At 62.0% G+C, this 17,863-nt stretch carries 17 protein-coding genes; 10 read left to right on the top strand and 7 right to left on the bottom strand.

Translation table 11 applies throughout. The features are described 5' to 3' along the window. The first annotated feature begins 9 nt into the window (after positions 1–9). Genes VGO04_RS23000 through VGO04_RS22965 form a run of 8 tightly spaced genes read left to right on the top strand, consistent with a single transcriptional unit; the run spans position 10 to position 7,185 of the window. The gene (locus VGO04_RS23000) at positions 10–528 is read left to right on the top strand and encodes a ubiquinone biosynthesis methyltransferase UbiE (RefSeq protein ID WP_327498268.1); all 519 of its coding nucleotides are present in this window, start codon (positions 10–12) and stop codon (positions 526–528) included. Then, positions 525–1,703: a class I SAM-dependent methyltransferase gene (locus tag VGO04_RS22995; protein WP_327498267.1), complete on the top strand. Its 1,179-nt coding sequence runs from the start codon at positions 525–527 to the stop codon at positions 1,701–1,703. Before VGO04_RS23000 ends, VGO04_RS22995 begins: the two co-directional genes overlap by 4 nt. After that, positions 1,700–4,060: a SpoIIE family protein phosphatase gene (locus tag VGO04_RS22990; RefSeq protein ID WP_327498266.1), complete on the top strand. Its 2,361-nt coding sequence runs from the start codon at positions 1,700–1,702 to the stop codon at positions 4,058–4,060. The genes VGO04_RS22995 and VGO04_RS22990 overlap by 4 nt, the downstream gene beginning before the upstream one ends. A 4-nt stretch (positions 4,061–4,064) precedes the next feature. Beyond that, positions 4,065–4,625, top strand: coding sequence for a slr1658 superfamily regulator (locus tag VGO04_RS22985; RefSeq protein WP_327498265.1), 561 nt, complete (start codon positions 4,065–4,067; stop codon positions 4,623–4,625). Positions 4,626–4,638: 13 nt separating this feature from the next. Further along, positions 4,639–4,980 carry a slr1659 superfamily regulator gene (locus VGO04_RS22980; protein WP_327498264.1) on the top strand — a complete coding sequence of 114 codons (342 nt, stop codon included), beginning with the start codon at positions 4,639–4,641 and terminating at the stop codon, positions 4,978–4,980. A gap of 38 nt (positions 4,981–5,018) precedes the next feature. Continuing rightward, positions 5,019–5,150, top strand: coding sequence for a hypothetical protein (locus VGO04_RS22975; protein ID WP_327498263.1), 132 nt, complete (start codon positions 5,019–5,021; stop codon positions 5,148–5,150). A gap of 56 nt (positions 5,151–5,206) precedes the next feature. Next, the gene (locus VGO04_RS22970; protein ID WP_327498262.1) at positions 5,207–5,884 is read left to right on the top strand and encodes a FadR/GntR family transcriptional regulator; all 678 of its coding nucleotides are present in this window, start codon (positions 5,207–5,209) and stop codon (positions 5,882–5,884) included. Continuing rightward, positions 5,881–7,185, top strand: coding sequence for a CynX/NimT family MFS transporter (locus VGO04_RS22965; protein WP_327498261.1), 1,305 nt, complete (start codon positions 5,881–5,883; stop codon positions 7,183–7,185). The genes VGO04_RS22970 and VGO04_RS22965 overlap by 4 nt, the downstream gene beginning before the upstream one ends. 68 nt (positions 7,186–7,253) lie before the next feature. Here VGO04_RS22965 and VGO04_RS22960 read toward each other — a convergent pair whose 3' ends face one another. The 4 genes from VGO04_RS22960 to VGO04_RS22945 form a co-directional block, all read right to left on the bottom strand. Beyond that, a complete protein-coding gene (locus VGO04_RS22960; protein WP_327498260.1) occupies positions 7,254–8,468 on the bottom strand; it encodes an MFS transporter in 1,215 nt (404 codons plus the stop codon). A gap of 425 nt (positions 8,469–8,893) precedes the next feature. Beyond that, a complete protein-coding gene (locus VGO04_RS22955) occupies positions 8,894–10,270 on the bottom strand; it encodes a HAMP domain-containing sensor histidine kinase (RefSeq protein WP_327498259.1) in 1,377 nt (458 codons plus the stop codon). Further along, on the bottom strand, positions 10,267–10,938 hold the full coding sequence (locus tag VGO04_RS22950; protein WP_327498258.1) for a response regulator transcription factor: 672 nt from the start codon (positions 10,936–10,938) through the stop codon (positions 10,267–10,269). Before VGO04_RS22950 ends, VGO04_RS22955 begins: the two co-directional genes overlap by 4 nt. A gap of 406 nt (positions 10,939–11,344) precedes the next feature. After that, positions 11,345–12,271, bottom strand: coding sequence for a DUF3313 domain-containing protein (locus VGO04_RS22945; protein ID WP_327498257.1), 927 nt, complete (start codon positions 12,269–12,271; stop codon positions 11,345–11,347). 553 nt (positions 12,272–12,824) lie between these two features. On the opposite strand from VGO04_RS22945, the gene VGO04_RS22940 reads away from it, so the two are divergent. Together VGO04_RS22940 and VGO04_RS22935 are read left to right on the top strand one after the other, a co-directional pair. Next, positions 12,825–14,045, top strand: a complete 1,221-nt coding sequence (locus VGO04_RS22940; RefSeq protein ID WP_327498256.1) for a helix-turn-helix domain-containing protein — start codon at positions 12,825–12,827, stop codon at positions 14,043–14,045. 10 nt (positions 14,046–14,055) lie between these two features. Beyond that, the gene (locus VGO04_RS22935) at positions 14,056–14,697 is read left to right on the top strand and encodes a glutamine cyclotransferase (protein ID WP_327498255.1); all 642 of its coding nucleotides are present in this window, start codon (positions 14,056–14,058) and stop codon (positions 14,695–14,697) included. A 220-nt stretch (positions 14,698–14,917) separates the two neighbouring features. Here the strand turns inward: VGO04_RS22935 and VGO04_RS22930 are convergent, their stop codons facing one another. The 3 genes from VGO04_RS22930 to VGO04_RS22920 all read right to left on the bottom strand — a co-directional run bounded on the left by VGO04_RS22930 (position 14,918) and on the right by VGO04_RS22920 (position 17,860). Beyond that, complete coding sequence (locus VGO04_RS22930; RefSeq protein WP_327498254.1) at positions 14,918–15,748, bottom strand: alpha/beta hydrolase; 831 nt, start codon at positions 15,746–15,748, stop codon at positions 14,918–14,920. A gap of 82 nt (positions 15,749–15,830) precedes the next feature. Then, complete coding sequence (locus VGO04_RS22925; protein ID WP_327498253.1) at positions 15,831–17,438, bottom strand: MFS transporter; 1,608 nt, start codon at positions 17,436–17,438, stop codon at positions 15,831–15,833. After that, positions 17,438–17,860 (bottom strand): DoxX family protein, encoded by a 423-nt coding sequence (locus VGO04_RS22920; RefSeq protein ID WP_327498252.1) that lies wholly within the window; start codon positions 17,858–17,860, stop codon positions 17,438–17,440. The genes VGO04_RS22925 and VGO04_RS22920 overlap by 1 nt, the downstream gene beginning before the upstream one ends. Positions 17,861–17,863 lie beyond the last annotated feature (3 nt).

Below are 17,863 nucleotides of genomic sequence, written 5' to 3'. Positions count from 1 at the left end.
TAATGCGGTATGGGTGCGAGTGTCATTGAAACCACGGAAGCGGCTTTCGAGCCCTTGCTTCAGTTCGACATGGAGATGGAAACGTTTCTCTCGGACTGGCACCACTGTGACCATGTTTCGAGCTACCTCGCCCGCATGATCAGCCACAACAGGACGGATCCGGTCCGGCATTCCAATTTCTTTTCCTCCGCTCTCAACGAGCTTCTGGAGGTTTCGTTTCGCGGTGGCACAACCGATGGAAAGATGGGCCTGGCGATCTACCGCCAGGGTGAGACCGAGAGGGTGCAGCTGAGCTTCCCCTGCCCGGTGGGCCAGGCGCGTTTCTATCGTGAGGCCGTATCCAAGACCCGTGACAGCGACGCCCAGGCCCGCTATCTCGACGCCATCTCCAACGATCTCGCGCCCAGCCGCGAATCGGTGTTGCTGGACCTCGCCGTCAACTATGACGCCCGGCTCCGGCTAGACGAAAGTGCTGCTCCGGCCATCACCCTGATCGTGGACCTGCCGCTCGAAGGAATGGTGAGTTGATCGCCGCGGGACTTCCTCAGCGCTTCAAAGTCGCGTTTGACCCTAACAGCCAGATCTTTTCCCTTGCCGGGACGATCCGGCCGCGGTCGATCGACGAGATCGCCGAGAGCATTCATGCGCTGCGCGAGGCGATCGACGCCGTTCGGGGCGTGCTCTACATCGACGTGAAGCGCCTCATCCAGATGAACAACACGGCCTTCCAGGCCTTTATCCGGGTCGCTCTCGATGCATGCCGCGAGCGCTCGGACCTGCGTCTGATCATCATCACCTCAAGCGTCGTCGGTTGGACGACCCGCATGTTCCGTCATTTGAGCGCGATCGAGCCCCAGATCAGCGTCGAAGTCTATGATTCGATGTTCTATCCCGGCCAGAGCTTCGTCGAGGACACGAGTTTCATTCCGATCCTGAGAACGCAGACGAAAATGACCTGGCGCCACGAGCGCGATATCCTGCCGCGCCACGGCATGCGACCCGGCATCGCCATGGCCGATATCTGCTGCGGCATCGGCGACTTCGCGGTTCTCGTCCAGAAGGAATTCGAACCGGGGCGGATCGTGGCGCTCGACCATTCCCGCGCGAGCCTTGCCTACGCCCGGAAGGTTGCGTCCGACTTCGGCGTGACCGGCATCGAATACACCTTCGGCGACGCCTCGGAGATGCTGATCGAGGACAACCAGTTCGACTTCGTGACCTGCCGTCATTCGCTGCAGATCTTCAACCAGCCGGAGCTGCTCTTGAAGGAACTCTTCCGGATCTGCAAACCGGGTGGCCGCGTCTACATCACCAACGAGAAGAACTCGCATTGCCTCGGCGAGCCGCGCGCCAACAGCATCCAATGGACCTATACCGAGGTCGCCAAGCTGTTCAGCCATTTCGAGATGGACGTCGAACTCGGGCCGAAGAGCCGGCGGTATCTGGCCGAAGCCGGTTTCGACGATATCCTCGTCGAATCGTTCATGGTCACCAATCTCGACGGCGACCCGCAGGATTTTGCCGACATGATCGCCGCCTGGGAAAACGTCTATGCCGGCGAAATGGCCGTCAAGCGCGGCGATCCGCCTGAGTACATCGAGCGCTTTCGCCAGGGCTTCCGCGACCACATCTTCGCAGCACTTCATCCCAAGGGTTACGCCGGGTGGCCGATCTGGGCCGCGTCTGGACGGAAGCCGGTATGAGCGCTGTGGAGGAACAACGCCCCCGTTTCGGTCTGAGATCGTTTCGCGCCAAATTCGTGCTGGTCGTCGGCGGCGCCGTGCTCTTCGATCTGCTCGTCACCGGTGGCCTCGCGCTCTGGAACGTGCAGCGGCTTTCGCGCGATGCCGCGGCGGAGGTCGGGCAAGGCCTGGAGAAGGCCAACCAGGACTACATGCGCTCCTACGCGGAATCGACCGTTGCCCGCGTCAACCTGCTCATCGGGCAGGTGCACACCGACGTCGGCACCCTGGCGGGCGTGCTGCAAGGGCAGATCGACAACCCGGGCCGGGAAACCGAAGTCGGCGGCGCGATGGCGCGCGCGGCACCGGGCGCGATTTCGGTCACTTACGACGCCAAGGGCGGTTGGGCCCAGAACCTGCCGGGTGCACCCTCGGTCGTCAGCGTCTGGGGATATCTGCTCGGGGCGGACCATCGCCCGTTGCCGCAAGTCCAGGCCGACATCGAAAACAGCGCGGTGCTCGATCTCGTCGCACCGAGTTTGCTGGCGAGCGGCCGCTCCAAATTGCAGATGTACTATATCGGCCCGCGCGAGCGACCGATCTTCAGGACCGCACCCTATACGGAGCAGGCGCAGACCTTCGACCGCCTCTATCCGGGCCACAACCAGGCGGAATTCTGGACGTTCTTCTTCCCCGGCATCTATGAATCCTGGCAGCAATGGGCTGAGAACCCCGGCCTTCGGCCGGTGCCGAACGACACCACCCAGACCGCGCCCTATACGGATGCGATCACCGGCAAGCTGATCGTCAGCTTCTTCCAGCCGCTCTGGTCCAAGGACCGCAAGAGTGTCGCCGGTGCTGCGGGCGCCGATATCACGCTCGACCAGCTCGCCGAGGTGGTCGAGAACGTCAAGGTCGGCGGCAGCGGCTTCGGCTTCCTGGCGATGTCGGACGGAAACGTGCTCGCCATCAACCCAGAGGGCGAACAGGTGATCGGCCTCAGACGGTCGAGCGACACTGGCGGACAGGGCGTCACCGGCCTTGAACGTTCACTCCGCCGCAGCATGCAGCCCGCGATCGCCGCGTTGCAACTCGGGGGTGATGGTGCAATCCAGCGGGTGCTGCTTGACGAAGCCGGTGAGAAGGTCCCCTATCTCATCCTCTCCAAGCAGCTTGAGCCCGAGAACTTCTGGGTATCGGGACCGGTGCGCCGGGAATCGATGTCGATCAGCATCGTCGTGCCGGAGCGGGAAATCTACGCTTCGCTGTTTGCGGCGCAGGCCGGCATTTCGGAGGCGACCAACCGCATCCTGATCTACCAGATCCTCGCCCTGCTCGCTTCGCTGCTGTTCGTCACGCTTGCGGTGTTCGGCATTTCCAAGCGTGTGACCCGCGGCATTAGTGCGCTTGCGGGTGCTGCGACGCGCATCGAGGCCAAGGATTATTCCGTCCGCGTTCCGATCACGACGCGCGACGAAGTGGGAGAAGCGGGCGTCGCCTTCAACCGGATGGCGGAAGAGATCAGCTACCACACGGAAAACCTCGAGAATCTGGTGACCGAGCGCACCAAACAGCTCGAAGACGCCAACCACCAGATTTCGACGTTGAACACGCAGCTGCGCAGCGAAAACCTGCGGCTCGGCGCCGAACTTGCTGTTGCCAAGCAAATCCAGATGATGGTGCTGCCGAAGGCTGGCGAGCTTGCCGAAATCGCCGATCTCGAAATCGCCGCCTATATGCGGCCGGCCGACGAGGTAGGCGGCGACTACTACGACGTGCTTCGCGACGGCGAACGACTGAAGATCGGCATCGGCGACGTGACCGGGCATGGGCTGGAAAGCGGCGTGCTGATGCTGATGGTGCAATCGGTCGCCCGCGCCCTGCAGGAAGCCGGCGACATGGATCCGCAGGAGTTCCTCAATCGCCTCAACCGCGCGATTTACAAGAACATCGTTCGGACCAATACCGACAAGCATCTGTCGCTCGCCTTCCTCGACTATGAAGGCGACCGGCTGACGCTGTCTGGCCAGCACGAAGAACTGATCGTCGTGCGCAAGGGCGCCGAAGTGGAGCGGATCGACACGCTCGATCTCGGCCTGCCGATCGGGCTTGAATCCGATATCTCACGCTTCGTCGCGACCCGCGAGATTTCCTTCGGCCGCGGCGACATGATCGTGCTGCACACGGACGGCGTGACCGAAGCGGTGAACGCCAAGGGCGAACTGTTCGGCATTGAGAGGCTATGCGAGAGCGCCGGGAAGTTTTACGGACAGAGCGCCGAGGACGTAAAAGCGGGGATCATAGAGGATCTGATGGCGCATATCGGCAAGCAGAAAATATATGACGACATCACGCTCGTCGTCATGAGACACAGGTGATCAGATGACCACGCTCTACGGACTGGCGGACCTGACGATCGGTGCCCACCAAAGAATGACGCGGCTGCGCCTTTATGACGGGCCGCTCGATCTGGGCTGGAAGCACTGCGCCATGGCTTCGGACTTCGTCGCCGAACTTGCCGCCTTGCGCTACCGCGCCTCGCGCAACGCCTATCGCGAGGTAAGGCACAATATCGGCTATCTGACCAACGAACTGGTCGAGAACGCGGTGAAGTTCCGCGCCTCCGGCGCGGTCATGGTTGAGGCCGCCCTTGAAGCCAACAGCTTCCGCACAAAAGTCTCGAATGTGATCGACAACGAATCGGCGACCCGCTTTCAAGACCTGCTTTCCGAGATTTCCGACGGCGATCCCGGCGACCTGCTCATCGAGCGTATCGAAGCCAACGCATCCGGGCTCAGCACGAGCGGTTCGGGGCTTGGTCTTTTGACGCTGATGAGCGATTATGGTGTTCGTTTCGCTTGGGTTTTTGGTGCCCGGGGAGACGACGGAGAAACGTCGCTGGAGACCTATGCCTCCATTGCGGTCCCAGACCTCTCGAACTGATGAGCCGGTGAATATGGAAAACAAGGACGAAGAAGAGTATCGCGTTTGGTCCGAGGGCAACGATATTCATTTTGAAGGCACCATGCGGCTGCCGGGCACGGAAGCCTATGCTCCGATCTTCTCGACCGTGATGGGCGTGCTCGATACCGAGCCTGAACACGTGACGATCGATCTGACCGAATTGCAGTTCCTGAATTCTTCGGGGATCAATCTGCTGGCCAAGCTGACGATCGAGGCGCGCAACCGGCCGAACGTCCAGCTGACGGTGCGCGGAACCTCCGAGATTCCGTGGCAATCGAAATCCTTGCCGAACCTCAAGAAATTGCATCCGGGTCTCGATCTCAGGCTGAATTGAGGCCACCTCGCGCGTGCGCTAGGCGCATGCAATCGGACATGACCGAACTCCGCGGCGCCTACATCGGCGCGGCGGAGTTTCTGTTTGCGCCAACCGTCGTGTTCACCGCCAAGCTGCGGAGTTGCGCGGCATTCCAATCGCCTGATGACGGCCTGCCCGTCGCCGATTGACTCTCGCGCCAAGCGCTCCTATTGATAAAATCATCTGATGACTTGATGAGCGGACGATGCAGCCAGTCAATCGTACCAACCTGGCCGAGAGCACGGCCGAAAGCCTGCGTACGGAAATCCTCGGCGGTCGCTGGGCGGTCGGCGAGCGCATCCCCAACGAAACCGCCCTGACCGAATTGCTGGCGGTCAGCCGGGGTACCGTGCGCGAAGCCGTGCGCGTCCTGGTATCGAAGGGCCTGCTCGACGCCCGCCAGGGCTCGGGCACCTATGTCCGCTCGACAGTCGACACGTCAGGTGCGCTCGACCGCGTGAAGCGCAGCGGACTGCGAGACCAGTGGGAAGCGCGCGCTGCCCTCGACGTCGAGGCCGCCCGTCTGGCGGCGCTGCGTCATACGCCGGCGGATCTCGAACGCATGACGAGCCTCTTGAGAGCCCGCGGAACGGTGGCGGATGGCGGCCGAGACGCCTTCGGCCGGCGCGATATCGCCTTCCATCGATCGATCGTCGAAGCATCGGGCAACAGGGCCATCATCGAACTCTATGATTTCTTCACCTCGGCCATTCTCGAAACCATCCACTCGACGCTCAATGGCGATCTGCCGGAGCCGGACGACCGGGCGCATGCGGCCATCGTCGAGGCGATCGCAACCGGCGATCCGGATCTGGCTGCGGCCGCTGTCCGGGCATTCATGGCCCCCGTCCTCGAAGAACTTCAACGGCTACTTTCGCAATGAACCAGACCTTTCGTGATCCCCACCAGGCAGAGGCCGCGCGGCTTGACCCCGAAGACCAACTGATCGATGCCGAGGCCGACAGCCTGCCGGCGCCGCAGCCACCAGCCCTGAGCCGAAACGCCCGCATCCTCCTGGGCGCCAGCCTGGTGCTGATCGCTTTCAACCTGCGGCCGCTGTTTTCGAGCCTTTCGGTGCTGTTGCCGGAGGTGATGCAGGCAACCGGCCTGTCGACGACAGGCGCCAGCGTTCTGACCACGCTTCCGGTGCTCTGCCTCGGGGTCTTTGCGCCGCTTGCGCCCAAGCTCGCGCAGCGTTTCGGCGCGGAGCGCACGCTGCTTGGCGTGCTGCTGCTGCTGACGCTCGGGACCGCCCTTAGGGGCATCGGCTCCGCGCCCCTGCTCTTCCTTGCGACCTTTATGGCCGGTGCTGCCATCGCGGTCGGAAACGTCCTCCTCCCCGGCCTCGTCAAGCGCGACTTTGCGGATCGGGCGGCGATGATGACCGGGCTCTATACCATGGCCCTTTGCGCAGGCGCTGCCAGTGCCGCCGGCCTGACGCTCACGATCGAACACCATGTGGCCGGATCCTGGTCCGGCGCGCTCGCCGCCTGGGCGGTGCCGGCACTCATCGTCCTGGTCATCTGGACGCCTCAGGCGCTGCGCGGCAAGGCTGTGGCGCGCCACACCGGTTTCCGCGTCGTCGGTCTTTGGCGGGACCGGCTCGCCTGGCAGGTCACGCTGTTCATGGGGTTGCAGTCCGCGCTCGCCTACTGCGTCTTCGGCTGGATGGCGCCGATCCTCAGGGAGCGCGGGCTCGACGCTGCAGCCGCCGGCGGCGTTGTTTCGATCTCGATCATGATGCAGGTCGTCACCTGCCTGGCTGTGCCCTCCTTCGCCGTTCGGCGTCGGGACCAGCGCGCCGTCTGCGTGGCGCTGGCGGCCGCTGCAGTCACCGCCCTCATCGGCATCCTCTTTGCGCCGCTCTCGACGGTGCTCGTCTGGGCCGTTCTGCAGGGCATCGGACAGGGTGGCCTGATCGCCGCAGCCATGACGCTGATCGTGCTGCGCTCGCCCGATTCCCATGTCGCGGCTCACCTCTCCGGCATGGCTCAGGGCGTCGGCTACGTGCTTGCCGCGATCGGCCCGCTGCTCGTCGGCTTCATCCGCAGCTGGACCGGCAGCTTTGCCGCCAGCGCCCTCCTCTTCCTGGCGCTTGGCGTCGGTGTCGCGATCATGGGGCTTGGCGCCGGTCGAGCCTTGCATGTCGGCGCACGGACCGTACCGGTGGACGAAAACCGATAGTCGACCAACAAAGCGTAGAACGAGGCTCCGCCCGATGGGCGGAGCCTCGTTTGACCCGTCAGAGCATATCAAGCTGCGGCGGCGGCTGGCTGATATCGTGGCGCCGGCCTGAACGTCAACGCGATCAGGAACGCTCCAAGGCCAATGCCCCAGGAGCCGACATAGAGCCAGGTGTAGCTCGCCAAAGCGTCGTAGATCATGCCGCCCGCAAGCGGCCCCGTCGCCATGCCGAGGCTGCCGGCCATCGCCGTTCCACCGATAACGGTCCCCATCATGCGCAGCGGGAAATTCTCGCGGGCAAGCACGGCATAGAGCGGCATGACGCCGGCATAGATGAAGCCGAAGAGAGCCGCGACCGCGTAAAACGAACCCAGCCCTTGCGCAAAGACGTAGGCGAGCGCCCCGAAGGCCTGGGCGAGCAGCCCGAGAACCAGGATGCGCTTGGCGCCGAAGCGATCGCCGAGCAGGCCGAAGACGACCCGCCCGCCCATGCCGGCAAGACCCTCGATGCTATAAATCGATACGGCCGCCATCACAGGAATGCCGCAGGTGATCGCGTAGCTGACCGTGTGGAAGATGGGCCCCGAATGGGTGGCGCAGCAGAGAAAATTGGTCAAAAGCAGGATGATGAACAGCGGTGATTTCAGCACCTCACCCGTCGTCATCGACGAATGCGCTTCCTCTTCCGGGGAGATCGCAGCCGCGCCCGCGGCCAGCGCCGGCGCCTGGCGCACCAAAAGCGCTGCCGGGATCATGACGACCGCGACGACGACGGCAATGATCTGCAATGCCGTCCGCCAGTCATAGGCGGACACCAGCCATGCCGCGAAGGGCGACATCGTCATCGGCGCCATGCCCATGCCGGCCGAAACGAGCGAAACGGCAAGGCTTCGATGCGTGTCGAACCAGCCGGTGACGCAGGCCATCATCGGCGCAAAGATCGCCGCTGTCGCCGTGCCGACGACGACGCCGAAGAGGACCTGAAAGGCGATAAGCGAGGTCGACCAGCTTGCCCCTGCCAGACTGATCGCCAGAAGCACCGAGCCGATGAGAACGATCGGCCGTGTACCCCAGCGGTCGGAAAGGCTGCCCCAGGCAATGCTGGCAAAGGCCATGGCCAGGAAGCCGATGGTCATCGCGCTCGAAACGCCCGTAACCGACCAGCCGGTGTCACGCGAGATCGGCAGAAGAAAAACCGGCAGCGAAAACATCGCGCCGATCGCCAGACAGCCAAGCAAACCGCCTGCCGCGACGATCACCCAACGATACTGCGAATTGGTCATTTGCAATCTCCTTGGTGGCGCCCGGTGAAACTGCCGGCAGCGCCGATATTGTCCATTTCCGATTGCCAAGCGGGGGAACGCCAACACATCTCCCCATGCCCGTCCCTTTAAAGACGCCACTGCCGTCCTTGAACCGACACCGTATCTTGAAGAATTTCAGAATAACCGCAGATTCGGAAGTCAGTAGAGCGTGCGCTCGTGTGCGAACGGGAAGCACGGCCGGATCTGCGGTGCGGCAAGGGAGAGCTTTCGCGGCAAGAAGGGAGGCGCAGGGGACAACGCGCAGTATAGCCACTGACGATCGCCCCGTCGCATGCGCTGACAGAGCGATTGCGTTTTCGATCGCCCACCAAAATCTTGAACCTGACAAGAGACGGTGCCGGGAAAAGTCCGACGCCATCGGAGACCCGAAATTGGTCGATCGTTCAGGGCCTATCCGCACGGACGCTAGGAAAAGCAAGGCTCACAACCAGGCCGCCACCTGGCGCATCTGCGAGATCAACCGAGCCGCCGTGCGCCGTCATGATCTGCGCAACAATGGCCAGTCCCATGCCGGTCCCGTCGGCGGCGGTGTTGCCGCGCACGAACGGCCTGAGCATATTCTCCCGTTCCGCTGCCGGAATGCCCGGGCCATGGTCCGTGACGCGCACGGTGCGGGCCTCAAGGACCTCGACGGTGAGCATCTCTGTGCCTTGCGCATGTCGCATCGCATTGACGATTAGGTTGTCGAGAGCGACGCGTATTGCGGGCTCGGAGCCGGAAATCGCGACCCGTTCTTCCGGGGCCTTGAGCTCGATCTCCATTCCCTGCTTCATGGCGGACGGAACATGTTCAGCGACAATCGTACGCGTCATGGCAGCAAGATCGATCGCGGCGAATGTCAGCGACTGACCCGACAAGCGCGCCAATTGCAGCGACGTCGTTACGATCGATGCGAGACGCGCCGTATCGCGAACCAACACGTCCCGCACGCCCGGATCCTGGACGAGGTCAAGCTTGAGACGAAGCTTGGTCAGCGGCGTCCTCAATTCGTGCGACGCGCTGGCAAGAAAGTTCCGCTGTGCCTCGAACGCATGATCGATCCGGCTGAGCGCGGTGTTGAAAGCGGCAACCATCGGCTTCAGTTCGATCGGCGTATCGTGATCCGAAATGCGGCGCCCTCCGGGAAGGCCATCGATCTGCTCAGCGGAGTTGACGACCCTGCCTACAGGGGTGGCGATCGTACGCTTGACCGCCACGACCGCAATCGTGGCTGTTGCGGCGAGAACAGCGCTGAGAAGGGGATACAGACCTTCCGTTCCCCACAAGGCTAGAAGTATCGTCTGAGTGTTTGTCAGTGAAACCCCACCAATGACGACCACCCTGTCGGGGTTGTTCTGGTCCAGCTTCCGAAGACCCAAATAGCGTTTAAGATCATTTGTGTAGTAGAAATCGGAAGCGAATACCTCGCGGGGGAGCGCACTGACAATTGAGCGGACCGACTCTGGAACGGTGCCATGCGTAATGGACTGCGTTCCATCGCTGAACAGGTACCAAAAGTCCGTCTGGGCCTCGAAAATTCCGAGAATGCGTTCGGATATGACCCCGTTCACCTGAACGGAAAGCTTGCCTTCGTGATCGTAGCCGGCTCCTTTTTGGAGAAGCCCTGCAACACTCTCCAGCGCAAGCTTCTGCCGGCCCTGGGTATCTGTTAGCACAAATCCTGCGATGGTGAGCACGGTGCTTATCACCATGATAAGGGCCATGCCGAGGATGAGAATGCTCGCCACCGGAAAGGCGATTGAACGGCGGCGCTTCATCATTCCTGCACCAGCATGTAGCCGATACCGCGAATGGTGCGAATTGTTGCGTTGCAGTTTGCCTCGCGCAGTCGCTTGCGCAGACGCGACACATGCGAATCGAGCACATTGGACTCGATCTCGTCGTCGATGTTGTAAACGGAGGCCTCCAGGTTGTCGCGCTGCACGACGCGCCCCGCACGCCGGATCAAAGCCTCCAGGACCGCGAGTTCGCGCCTGGGAAGACTGAGCACGTTCTCGTCGACCATGGCCGAGCGATTTATCAGATCAAACGACAGGTTGCCGAACTGCGTGTGGCCGGTCTCGTCCAGGCTGTAGCGGCGCAGAACGGCGCGTGCGCGCGCAATCAGTTCCATGGGTTCAAACGGTTTGCCGACATACTCGTCTGCGCCCTTGTCGAGCGCAGACACAATATCGATCGGGTCGTCCAAGGCCGTTAAGACGAGTGTCGCCGGCCTTGGACGAAGTTGCCGCAATGTCGGCAAAAGCGATAGCCCGTCACCATCCGGCAGGTTGCGATCAATGATGATCAGGTCAAACTTGAAGGCAAGCAAAGCTGCCTCCGCGTCCTCGATCGTCTCAAATACATCTGCGACGCCAATGGATGATTCCATCATGGATTTAAGTGAAGACGCCAGTTCGCGATCATCTTCAACGATCAGAATACGCATGCAATAACCATATCTTCAAAATAGATGGACGTCAGATGTCGCGGACTTCACACTGGATCCTTCATGGATCTATCTGAAAACGCGCCGATATAAAGGCAATTGTCTATAGTATTAGTAGTAGTCATACTGGGGCGCATCAAAACGCCCTCCTCTACGATACTCTCGGGACATGTCGAGCCGCTGCACGCAATTCGCGTGAGATTCGGTGCCACGCACGAATCCGTACTCCGAGCAACGGTTTCCATATTCCATCGTTTCGCATCCAGCCAGTACGAGCAGCAGGCCCATGGCAAAGAAAAGACGCATAAAATCTACCTCAGTATGCTTCTGTGATGTTGGTCGAGAATTCCGATTTCAACCTTGCGACAAGGTTACGGAATCGCGCGACGGATCTCGCTAACATCCGTTAGCGCATGGATCCCGTCTTGCCGGTCGAAATGGCTGTGTCCGGCGCGGACGCGGCGGACCTGGCTCCCTTGTCCGTCCATGAAGGCGGCGTTCCAAGGGATGCGCCGAGCATGCCGATGACGCCCGGTGAGCGGCCAAAGTTCTCGCAGAGAGCAGAGCCGGGCTTCCCGCCAAGAGATGTCCGAATGTCATAGACCGAGGGCAAGCGCAGATCGAAGTTGCCGGGCTCCTTGCCTGCGACAACCATTCTTGAAAAGTCGCTACCGAATGCAGCCGCCAGATCGTAAGCGTCGCCAATCTCGGAAACGCGCGCTTCGCTGGTGAAGGAATTGGCGCCTTTGGACCAAACGATTGCCGCACTCTGCACACCGTTGCGGTCCACGGCCTCCGCTTCGACGGCCAATCCACCCAGCCCGATAGGCAGCCGCGGGACGCTCACTGGCAAAGCAAGAGAGCTGCCAATGGAAATTGCTTTCGCAGCACCCGCGACGGCCGCCTGTGTCGGCACGATGTCCGTGATCACTGTTCGGATCGTTAAATCTGCGGACGTGCCAAACGGAACAATCTGATACTTCTCGCTCATGGTGAAGCAGACCGCGCGATCGATGGCGTTGCTTACCAACAGGCGATCGCCCTGTTTCTCAATGCGCTCACGGGCAGCCATTGTGAACGACGTGGGAGCGATGCTTACGGTTCTGACATCCCTCAACCCGTCCTTGTTGAAATAGGTTCTCTTCTTCTCGAACTTCCCCGTCGGCGCACTGAGCTTGCTATAGGACGTGAGCGTGCCACCTTCCTTCAGAGGAACAGACGTACATCCGTATAACGGCGTGACAACAATCAATGCCCTTGCGACATTCTTCGCAATTTCATTTACACGCCTGCTATTTATTTCTTCATTATTACTTCCGACGAAGCCGAACACTGTCTCGCAACCCCCACACATTGAAAGTAGGGGACGAGTGGATATTTCACCTTGCGAAAACATTACGCCCGCCAAACCGGGCTCGAATATCGCAGATTTTTCGGACGTTTCTCTTCGGAAGACCGCACGTCGACACGTTAAAAATCATCGTCATGTTTGCGTAATGTGAATAGTCGATTTTAGAAGTGCGAATTTGATCGAGGCTAATTATGTATTTAATCGCAATTCCAGCTACCATTATTGTCGTCACGATGCTTTACCTATGGGCGTACTGCATAATCCATCAATTCCGCGAGGACGGAAGCGTCTTGTGACTTTATCGTCAAAATCCAGGAAGGATTTATGCTGTCCACGATCGGATTTCACGGTGACGCCATCGGCAAGATGGTGCAGCGATATTCACGGATTGGATTGAACGGCCGGAATTTTTTCTTGGCGGCGGCTTGCCTGGCGGCCGTGACGTGTCAATTTCGATGAAATCAAAGCGCAACCACTTGCCGCACGGCTGGGCCAAAAGCTTCGATCGGGGTGTGAAAGGTGTGACGGGATTTCGATGGACTCGATGATGACCGCGGCTGCCCGCGCGCTCGCCACAGGCGATCTCATCGGCGCACTGAAGCGCGTCGCCCTGCGCGAGGATCCCCCGGCGCTGGCATTGCGCGGCATCGCGATGGCGCAGCTCGGAGATTTCGCGCGCGCCAAGGTGCTGTTGAAGGGCGCGGCACGCGCCTTTGGCCCGAGGGAGCCGGTGGCGCGGGCGCGGTGTATCGTCGCCGAGGCGGAAATCGCCATAGTCTCGCGCGATCTCTCCTGGCCGATGGCGGCATTGGAAGACGCCTGCGCCACGCTCGACGCCCACGGAGATCGGCTGAACGCCGCCCATGCGCGCATTCTGCGTGCCCGACGCCTGCTTTTGATCGGGCGTCTGGATGAGGCAGAACGCGTATTGGCCGGCACCGATCCGGCGTTGCTCTCTCCGCCGCTCCATGCCGCACACGCGCTCGCCGCCGCAGGCATTGCCGTTCGACGCCTTCAGACTTTGGCGGCTGCCAAGGCTTTTACCCGTGCAACCGAGGCCGCCAAGGCGGCCGGAATTCCGGCGCTGATAGCCGAAATCGAAATTGCCGCCGCCGTCCTGACGACGCCGGCCGCCCGGCGTCTGGCGAGCGGCCAGGAGCAATTGTTGCAGCTTGACGAGGTCGAAGCGCTGTTCGCGTCCGGGTCCCTGGTCATCGACGCCTGTCGCAACCTCGTCCTCAAGGGCAGCGCGTCTGTTTCGCTCGCCACACGGCCCGTACTGTTTGCGCTGTTGCGGGCCCTCGGCGAAGCATGGCCGGTAGACGTATCTCGGGGCGCCTTGCTTGCCCGCGCATTCGGCGCGCGGCACGTCGACGAGTCCCACCGGGCAAGGCTTCGGGTCGAAATCGGCCGGCTGCGCGAAGAATTGCGCGGGCTCGCGGATATCACGGCGACCGACGACGGTTTCCGGCTGACAGTGCGCGACGAGCGCACGGTTGTCGTTCTCGCGCCACCAACCGACGAGCGACATGCCGCAATTCTGGCACTGCTTTCCGACGGTGAAGCCTGGGCAAGCTCGGCACTTTCCATTGCGCTTGGAGCAAGCCCCCGCACCGTGCAACGGGCGCTCGAGGCGCTCGCATCGGAAAACAAGGTCCTGCCGATCGGCCGCGGGCGCGCGTGCCGCTGGATACGGCCGCCGGTTGCTGCATTCCCGACAGTGTTGTTACTCCCCGGCCCGCTGCCAAACGACTAGGATCAAGACCATGAAAAAATCAGAAGCCGAAATCCTGCGAGAATATGGCCCCTTTCCGGGAGTCGACCACGTCCATGGCGTCACCTTCGACGGCCAGAACGTCTGGTTTGCTGCGGGAGACACAATCAACGCGCTCGACCCTGAGGGCGGCGGCACCGTGCGCTCGATCAACGTTGCGGCCCATGCCGGCACCGCATTTGACGGCAAGCACATCTTTCAGATTGCAGAGGACCGCATCCAGAAGATCGACCCGGCGACCGGGCGGATCCTGACGACGATCCCGGCACCGGGCGGCGGCGGCGATTCCGGGCTCGCCTGGGCAGAAGGCACGCTTTGGGTCGGGCAGTATCGCGGCCGAAAGATCCACCAGATCGACCCTGAGACCGGAACGATCCTGCGCACCATCGACTCCAAGCGCGTCGTCACGGGCGTGACCTGGGTCGATGGCGAACTCTGGCATGGCACCTGGGAAGGCGACGACAGCGACCTCACCCGCATTGATCCCAAGACGGGCTCGGTGCTGGAGACCTTGACCATGCCATCCGGAACCGGTGTATCGGGACTGGAATCGGATGGTGGCGAGCGCTTTTTCTGCGGTGGCGGCGGTAGCGGTACGATCCGGGCGGTGCGCCGGCCGAAACATGGTCGCTGATGTCTTCTAACTCAAAGCCGGGGGCCTGAGCGGCAAAGCCCGCACCGCGATCAACGCGGCGCGGGGCGACAGCACGGTGCAACTCAGACACGCAAGGTTGCTGTCGGACTTTGCTGCACGCGTCACACCCTCATGCCGTCAACGGCCAAGGGATACATGCAGTGGTGGTTGTCCCGGCACGGTCCGCAGATGCCCGGACGGCGCGGATCGTGCCTTCACTTTAGGCCTTAATGAAGGCGAGCAGGTCCGGATTGATCACATCTGCATGGGTCGTCAACATACCATGTGGATAACCTTCGTAGACCTTCAGCGTGCCGTTCTTCAAAAGCTTGACGGCAAGGCGAGCGCTGTCGTCGATCGGTACGATCTGGTCGTCATCGCCATGCATCACCAGCGTCGGCACGTCGATCGCCTTCAGGTCTTCGGTAAAGTCGGTTTCAGAGAAAGCCTTGATGCCCTCATGGTGCGCCTTGGCGCTGCCCATCATGCCTTGCCGCCACCAATTCTGAATGACGCCTTCGGAAACTTCGGCGCCCGACCGGTTGAAGCCGTAGAACGGGCCCGCCGGAACGTCTCGGAAGAATTGGGCGCGGTTGGCGGCCAGGGCCGAACGGAAACCATCGAAGACTTCGATCGGCAGGCCGCCCGGATTGGCCGCGGTCTTGAGCATGAGCGGCGGGACCGCGCCGACCATGATGAGCTTTGCAACCCGGCCGGCGCCATGGCGTGCCACGTAGGCCGCGGCTTCGCCGCCACCGGTGGAGTGGCCGATATGGATCGCATCGCTGAGTTCAAGCTTGAGGACCAGTGCCGCGACGTCCTTTGCATAATGAGCGATATCGTGACCTTCGCTCACCTGTGTCGAGCGCCCGTGGCCGCGACGGTCGTGGGCAATGACACGATAGCCCTTGTTGACGAAATAGAGCATCTGCGCGTCCCAGTCGTCCGCCGAGAGCGGCCAGCCGTGATGGAAGACGAGCGGTTGTCCAGTTCCCCAATCCTTGTAGAAGATGTCGACGCCGTCTTCGGTTCTGACGAAATTCTCGGTCATGGCTACGGTTCCTTTCTCCGTTCGAAGGGTTGCAGTTTGTTCATTCCGTCGGGCCGCTCGGCGCGGCGGAAGGCTCGCCGCATCAACCAAGATGCGGCCGATTGATTGCAAGCAGGTGGTGAACGACCGGCGTCGCCGGTCCTCTGTGAAAGCGGCGGACATCCGCCTGGATGTCGGCGTCGGCCTTGGATACGCGCTTGTGCTGCCTCAAATGCTCAGCCCAGGACTCGACCATGAACCACTCCACCATGCGGCCGGGATCGGCCGCATCCTCGGTAACGCCCCAGCCATAGGCACCGTCGCGGCGACGTTCATGGGACAGTCGCGCAAGCGCCTTCAGGAATTCTGACCGATCGGCTTTGTCGACCGTGTACTCGATCAGTACGAGCACCGGCCCACGATCATGCTCGACCGGCTCACTGGTCAAGGGCTCTGGCCAATGGTTGGAGGGGATAAGATCGGCCTCCCCTTTCGGCAGCTTCATTGCATGGAAGACGACCCCGACGCAGAGGAGGCCAATAGCCGCTGCCGCAAGCGTGAACGGCACGCCGATCGCCTCGGCGACGGCGCCCCAGGCGAGGCTGCCGCCGGTCATCGCGCCATTGAAGACGGTGAGGTAGACGGCGAGCGTGCGCCCTCGCACCCAGTTTGGCAGGATCGCCTGCGCCGTGCTGTTCAGCGTCGTCAGTGCCGTGATCCAGGCGCCGCCGCACACGAGCAGCGCGACGATTGCCACCGATTGCGGTGGAGCGAGGGAAAGCACGCCCATCACGGCCGCCGTAAGGATGGCGGACAAAAGCAGGAGCCCGTCCGCATCCATCCGTGCCCGCAGGCGCGGCATCAGCAAGGCACCGACGATCGCGCCTGCGCCAACGGCACCGAGCAGGACGCCATAGAAACTGGCGCCGCCGCCCAGAAGCTGCCGGGCGACGAGCGGCAGCAGGGCCCAGATTGCGCTCGAGAATGCGAAGAACACCGCCGCGCGAACCAGCACAACATGCAGATCACGGCTGGCGCGGGCATAGCGCAAACCGGCTCGAAAGGCGCCGAGGAAGCGTTCGGAAAGCGCATCGTCCTCCGGCACCTGCCGCCGCCACCAGAGCAATGCAGCGACGACGAAGACATAGCTGATGACATCGACGCCATAGGTGACGGCCGCTCCGAACCAGGCAAGCAGCAGACCACCCAGCGCCGGGCCGATCGCACGGGAGATGTTGATGCCGAGCGAGTTCAATGCCACCGCGCCTTTGACATCCCGCCTCGACACGAGTTCCGGCACGATCGCCTGCCAGGTGGGGGCAACCAGCGCCGCGCCGATGCCGCCGACAAAGGTAAGCGCGATCAGCGAGGTCACGGATTGCAGGCCCGTGGCGGAGAGGAACAGCAGGCAGAGGCTGGCAGACGCGAGCAGAAACTGGACGGCGATCAGGAATTTGCGCCGGTCGAGGATATCGGAGAGCACACCGGCCGGTATGGCGAGCAGGAAGATCGGCAATGTCGCCGCCGCCTGGACCATCGACACGGCGGCGGGCGTTGCCGATAGGTCCGTGACCAACCAGGAACTGGCGACATCGCGGACGAAACTGCCGGTGTTGCCGATGATCGTCGCCACCCACAGAACGGCGAAGACCTTCTGGCGGAGCGGCGCAAATGTTCCGGCGCTGCCGGTGCTGCTTGTCGGGGCCGTCATCAGGCAATCCCTCCGGCGAGCGGGCGCAAGCGCAGATCATACCAGGCGACGATCACGAAGGCGCCGACGAGACCGATATGCTCGAAGAAGCCGTTCATCGCCATCGCACGCTCCATGCCGGCTTGCTGCTCCCAGAAGCGGAACGCCAAGAAGGTAGCGGCTAGCGTGAAGACCGCAAGCGCGCCTGCAGCCGCCCAGCGATAGATGCCGGCGAGGATGAGCGCCGACATCGAAAGCTCGAAAACGACGACGCCAACGGCAAAGAGGGGCGCAGGGTGCAGGCCGAAATGCTCCATCTCGGCTAGCGCGCCTGGAAAGTCGAAGATCTTCACAAGCGGCCCCTGGATATAGGCCGAGCAAAGCGCGAGAAGTGCTAGAAAATACACGGGGCTTGTTGTCGATCGGATGTGTCTGTTGTTCATGCG

The sequence above is a fragment of the Ensifer sp. genome (assembly GCF_035999185.1).
In the GTDB taxonomy this organism is placed as follows: domain Bacteria; phylum Pseudomonadota; class Alphaproteobacteria; order Rhizobiales; family Rhizobiaceae; genus Ensifer.
The sequence above is the reverse complement of the archived record's forward strand: the minus strand, read 5'-3'. Positions and strand labels throughout refer to the sequence as shown.

Bases quoted from the DNA above. Each gene is read 5' to 3' on its own strand.
- VGO04_RS23000 (WP_327498268.1), top strand. From the start codon at position 10: ATGGGTGCGAGTGTCATTGAAACCACGGAAGCGGCTTTCGAGCCCTTG.
- VGO04_RS22990 (WP_327498266.1), top strand. From the start codon at position 1,700: ATGAGCGCTGTGGAGGAACAACGCCCCCGTTTCGGTCTGAGATCGTTT.
- VGO04_RS22985 (WP_327498265.1), top strand. From the start codon at position 4,065: ATGACCACGCTCTACGGACTGGCGGACCTGACGATCGGTGCCCACCAA.
- VGO04_RS22980 (WP_327498264.1), top strand. From the start codon at position 4,639: ATGGAAAACAAGGACGAAGAAGAGTATCGCGTTTGGTCCGAGGGCAAC.
- VGO04_RS22975 (WP_327498263.1), top strand. From the start codon at position 5,019: ATGACCGAACTCCGCGGCGCCTACATCGGCGCGGCGGAGTTTCTGTTT.
- VGO04_RS22970 (WP_327498262.1), top strand. From the start codon at position 5,207: ATGCAGCCAGTCAATCGTACCAACCTGGCCGAGAGCACGGCCGAAAGC.
- VGO04_RS22965 (WP_327498261.1), top strand. From the start codon at position 5,881: ATGAACCAGACCTTTCGTGATCCCCACCAGGCAGAGGCCGCGCGGCTT.
- VGO04_RS22960 (WP_327498260.1), bottom strand. From the start codon at position 8,468: ATGACCAATTCGCAGTATCGTTGGGTGATCGTCGCGGCAGGCGGTTTG.
- VGO04_RS22955 (WP_327498259.1), bottom strand. From the start codon at position 10,270: ATGATGAAGCGCCGCCGTTCAATCGCCTTTCCGGTGGCGAGCATTCTC.
- VGO04_RS22950 (WP_327498258.1), bottom strand. From the start codon at position 10,938: ATGCGTATTCTGATCGTTGAAGATGATCGCGAACTGGCGTCTTCACTT.
- VGO04_RS22940 (WP_327498256.1), top strand. From the start codon at position 12,825: ATGGACTCGATGATGACCGCGGCTGCCCGCGCGCTCGCCACAGGCGAT.
- VGO04_RS22935 (WP_327498255.1), top strand. From the start codon at position 14,056: ATGAAAAAATCAGAAGCCGAAATCCTGCGAGAATATGGCCCCTTTCCG.
- VGO04_RS22930 (WP_327498254.1), bottom strand. From the start codon at position 15,748: ATGACCGAGAATTTCGTCAGAACCGAAGACGGCGTCGACATCTTCTAC.
- VGO04_RS22925 (WP_327498253.1), bottom strand. From the start codon at position 17,438: ATGACGGCCCCGACAAGCAGCACCGGCAGCGCCGGAACATTTGCGCCG.
- VGO04_RS22920 (WP_327498252.1), bottom strand. From the start codon at position 17,860: ATGAACAACAGACACATCCGATCGACAACAAGCCCCGTGTATTTTCTA.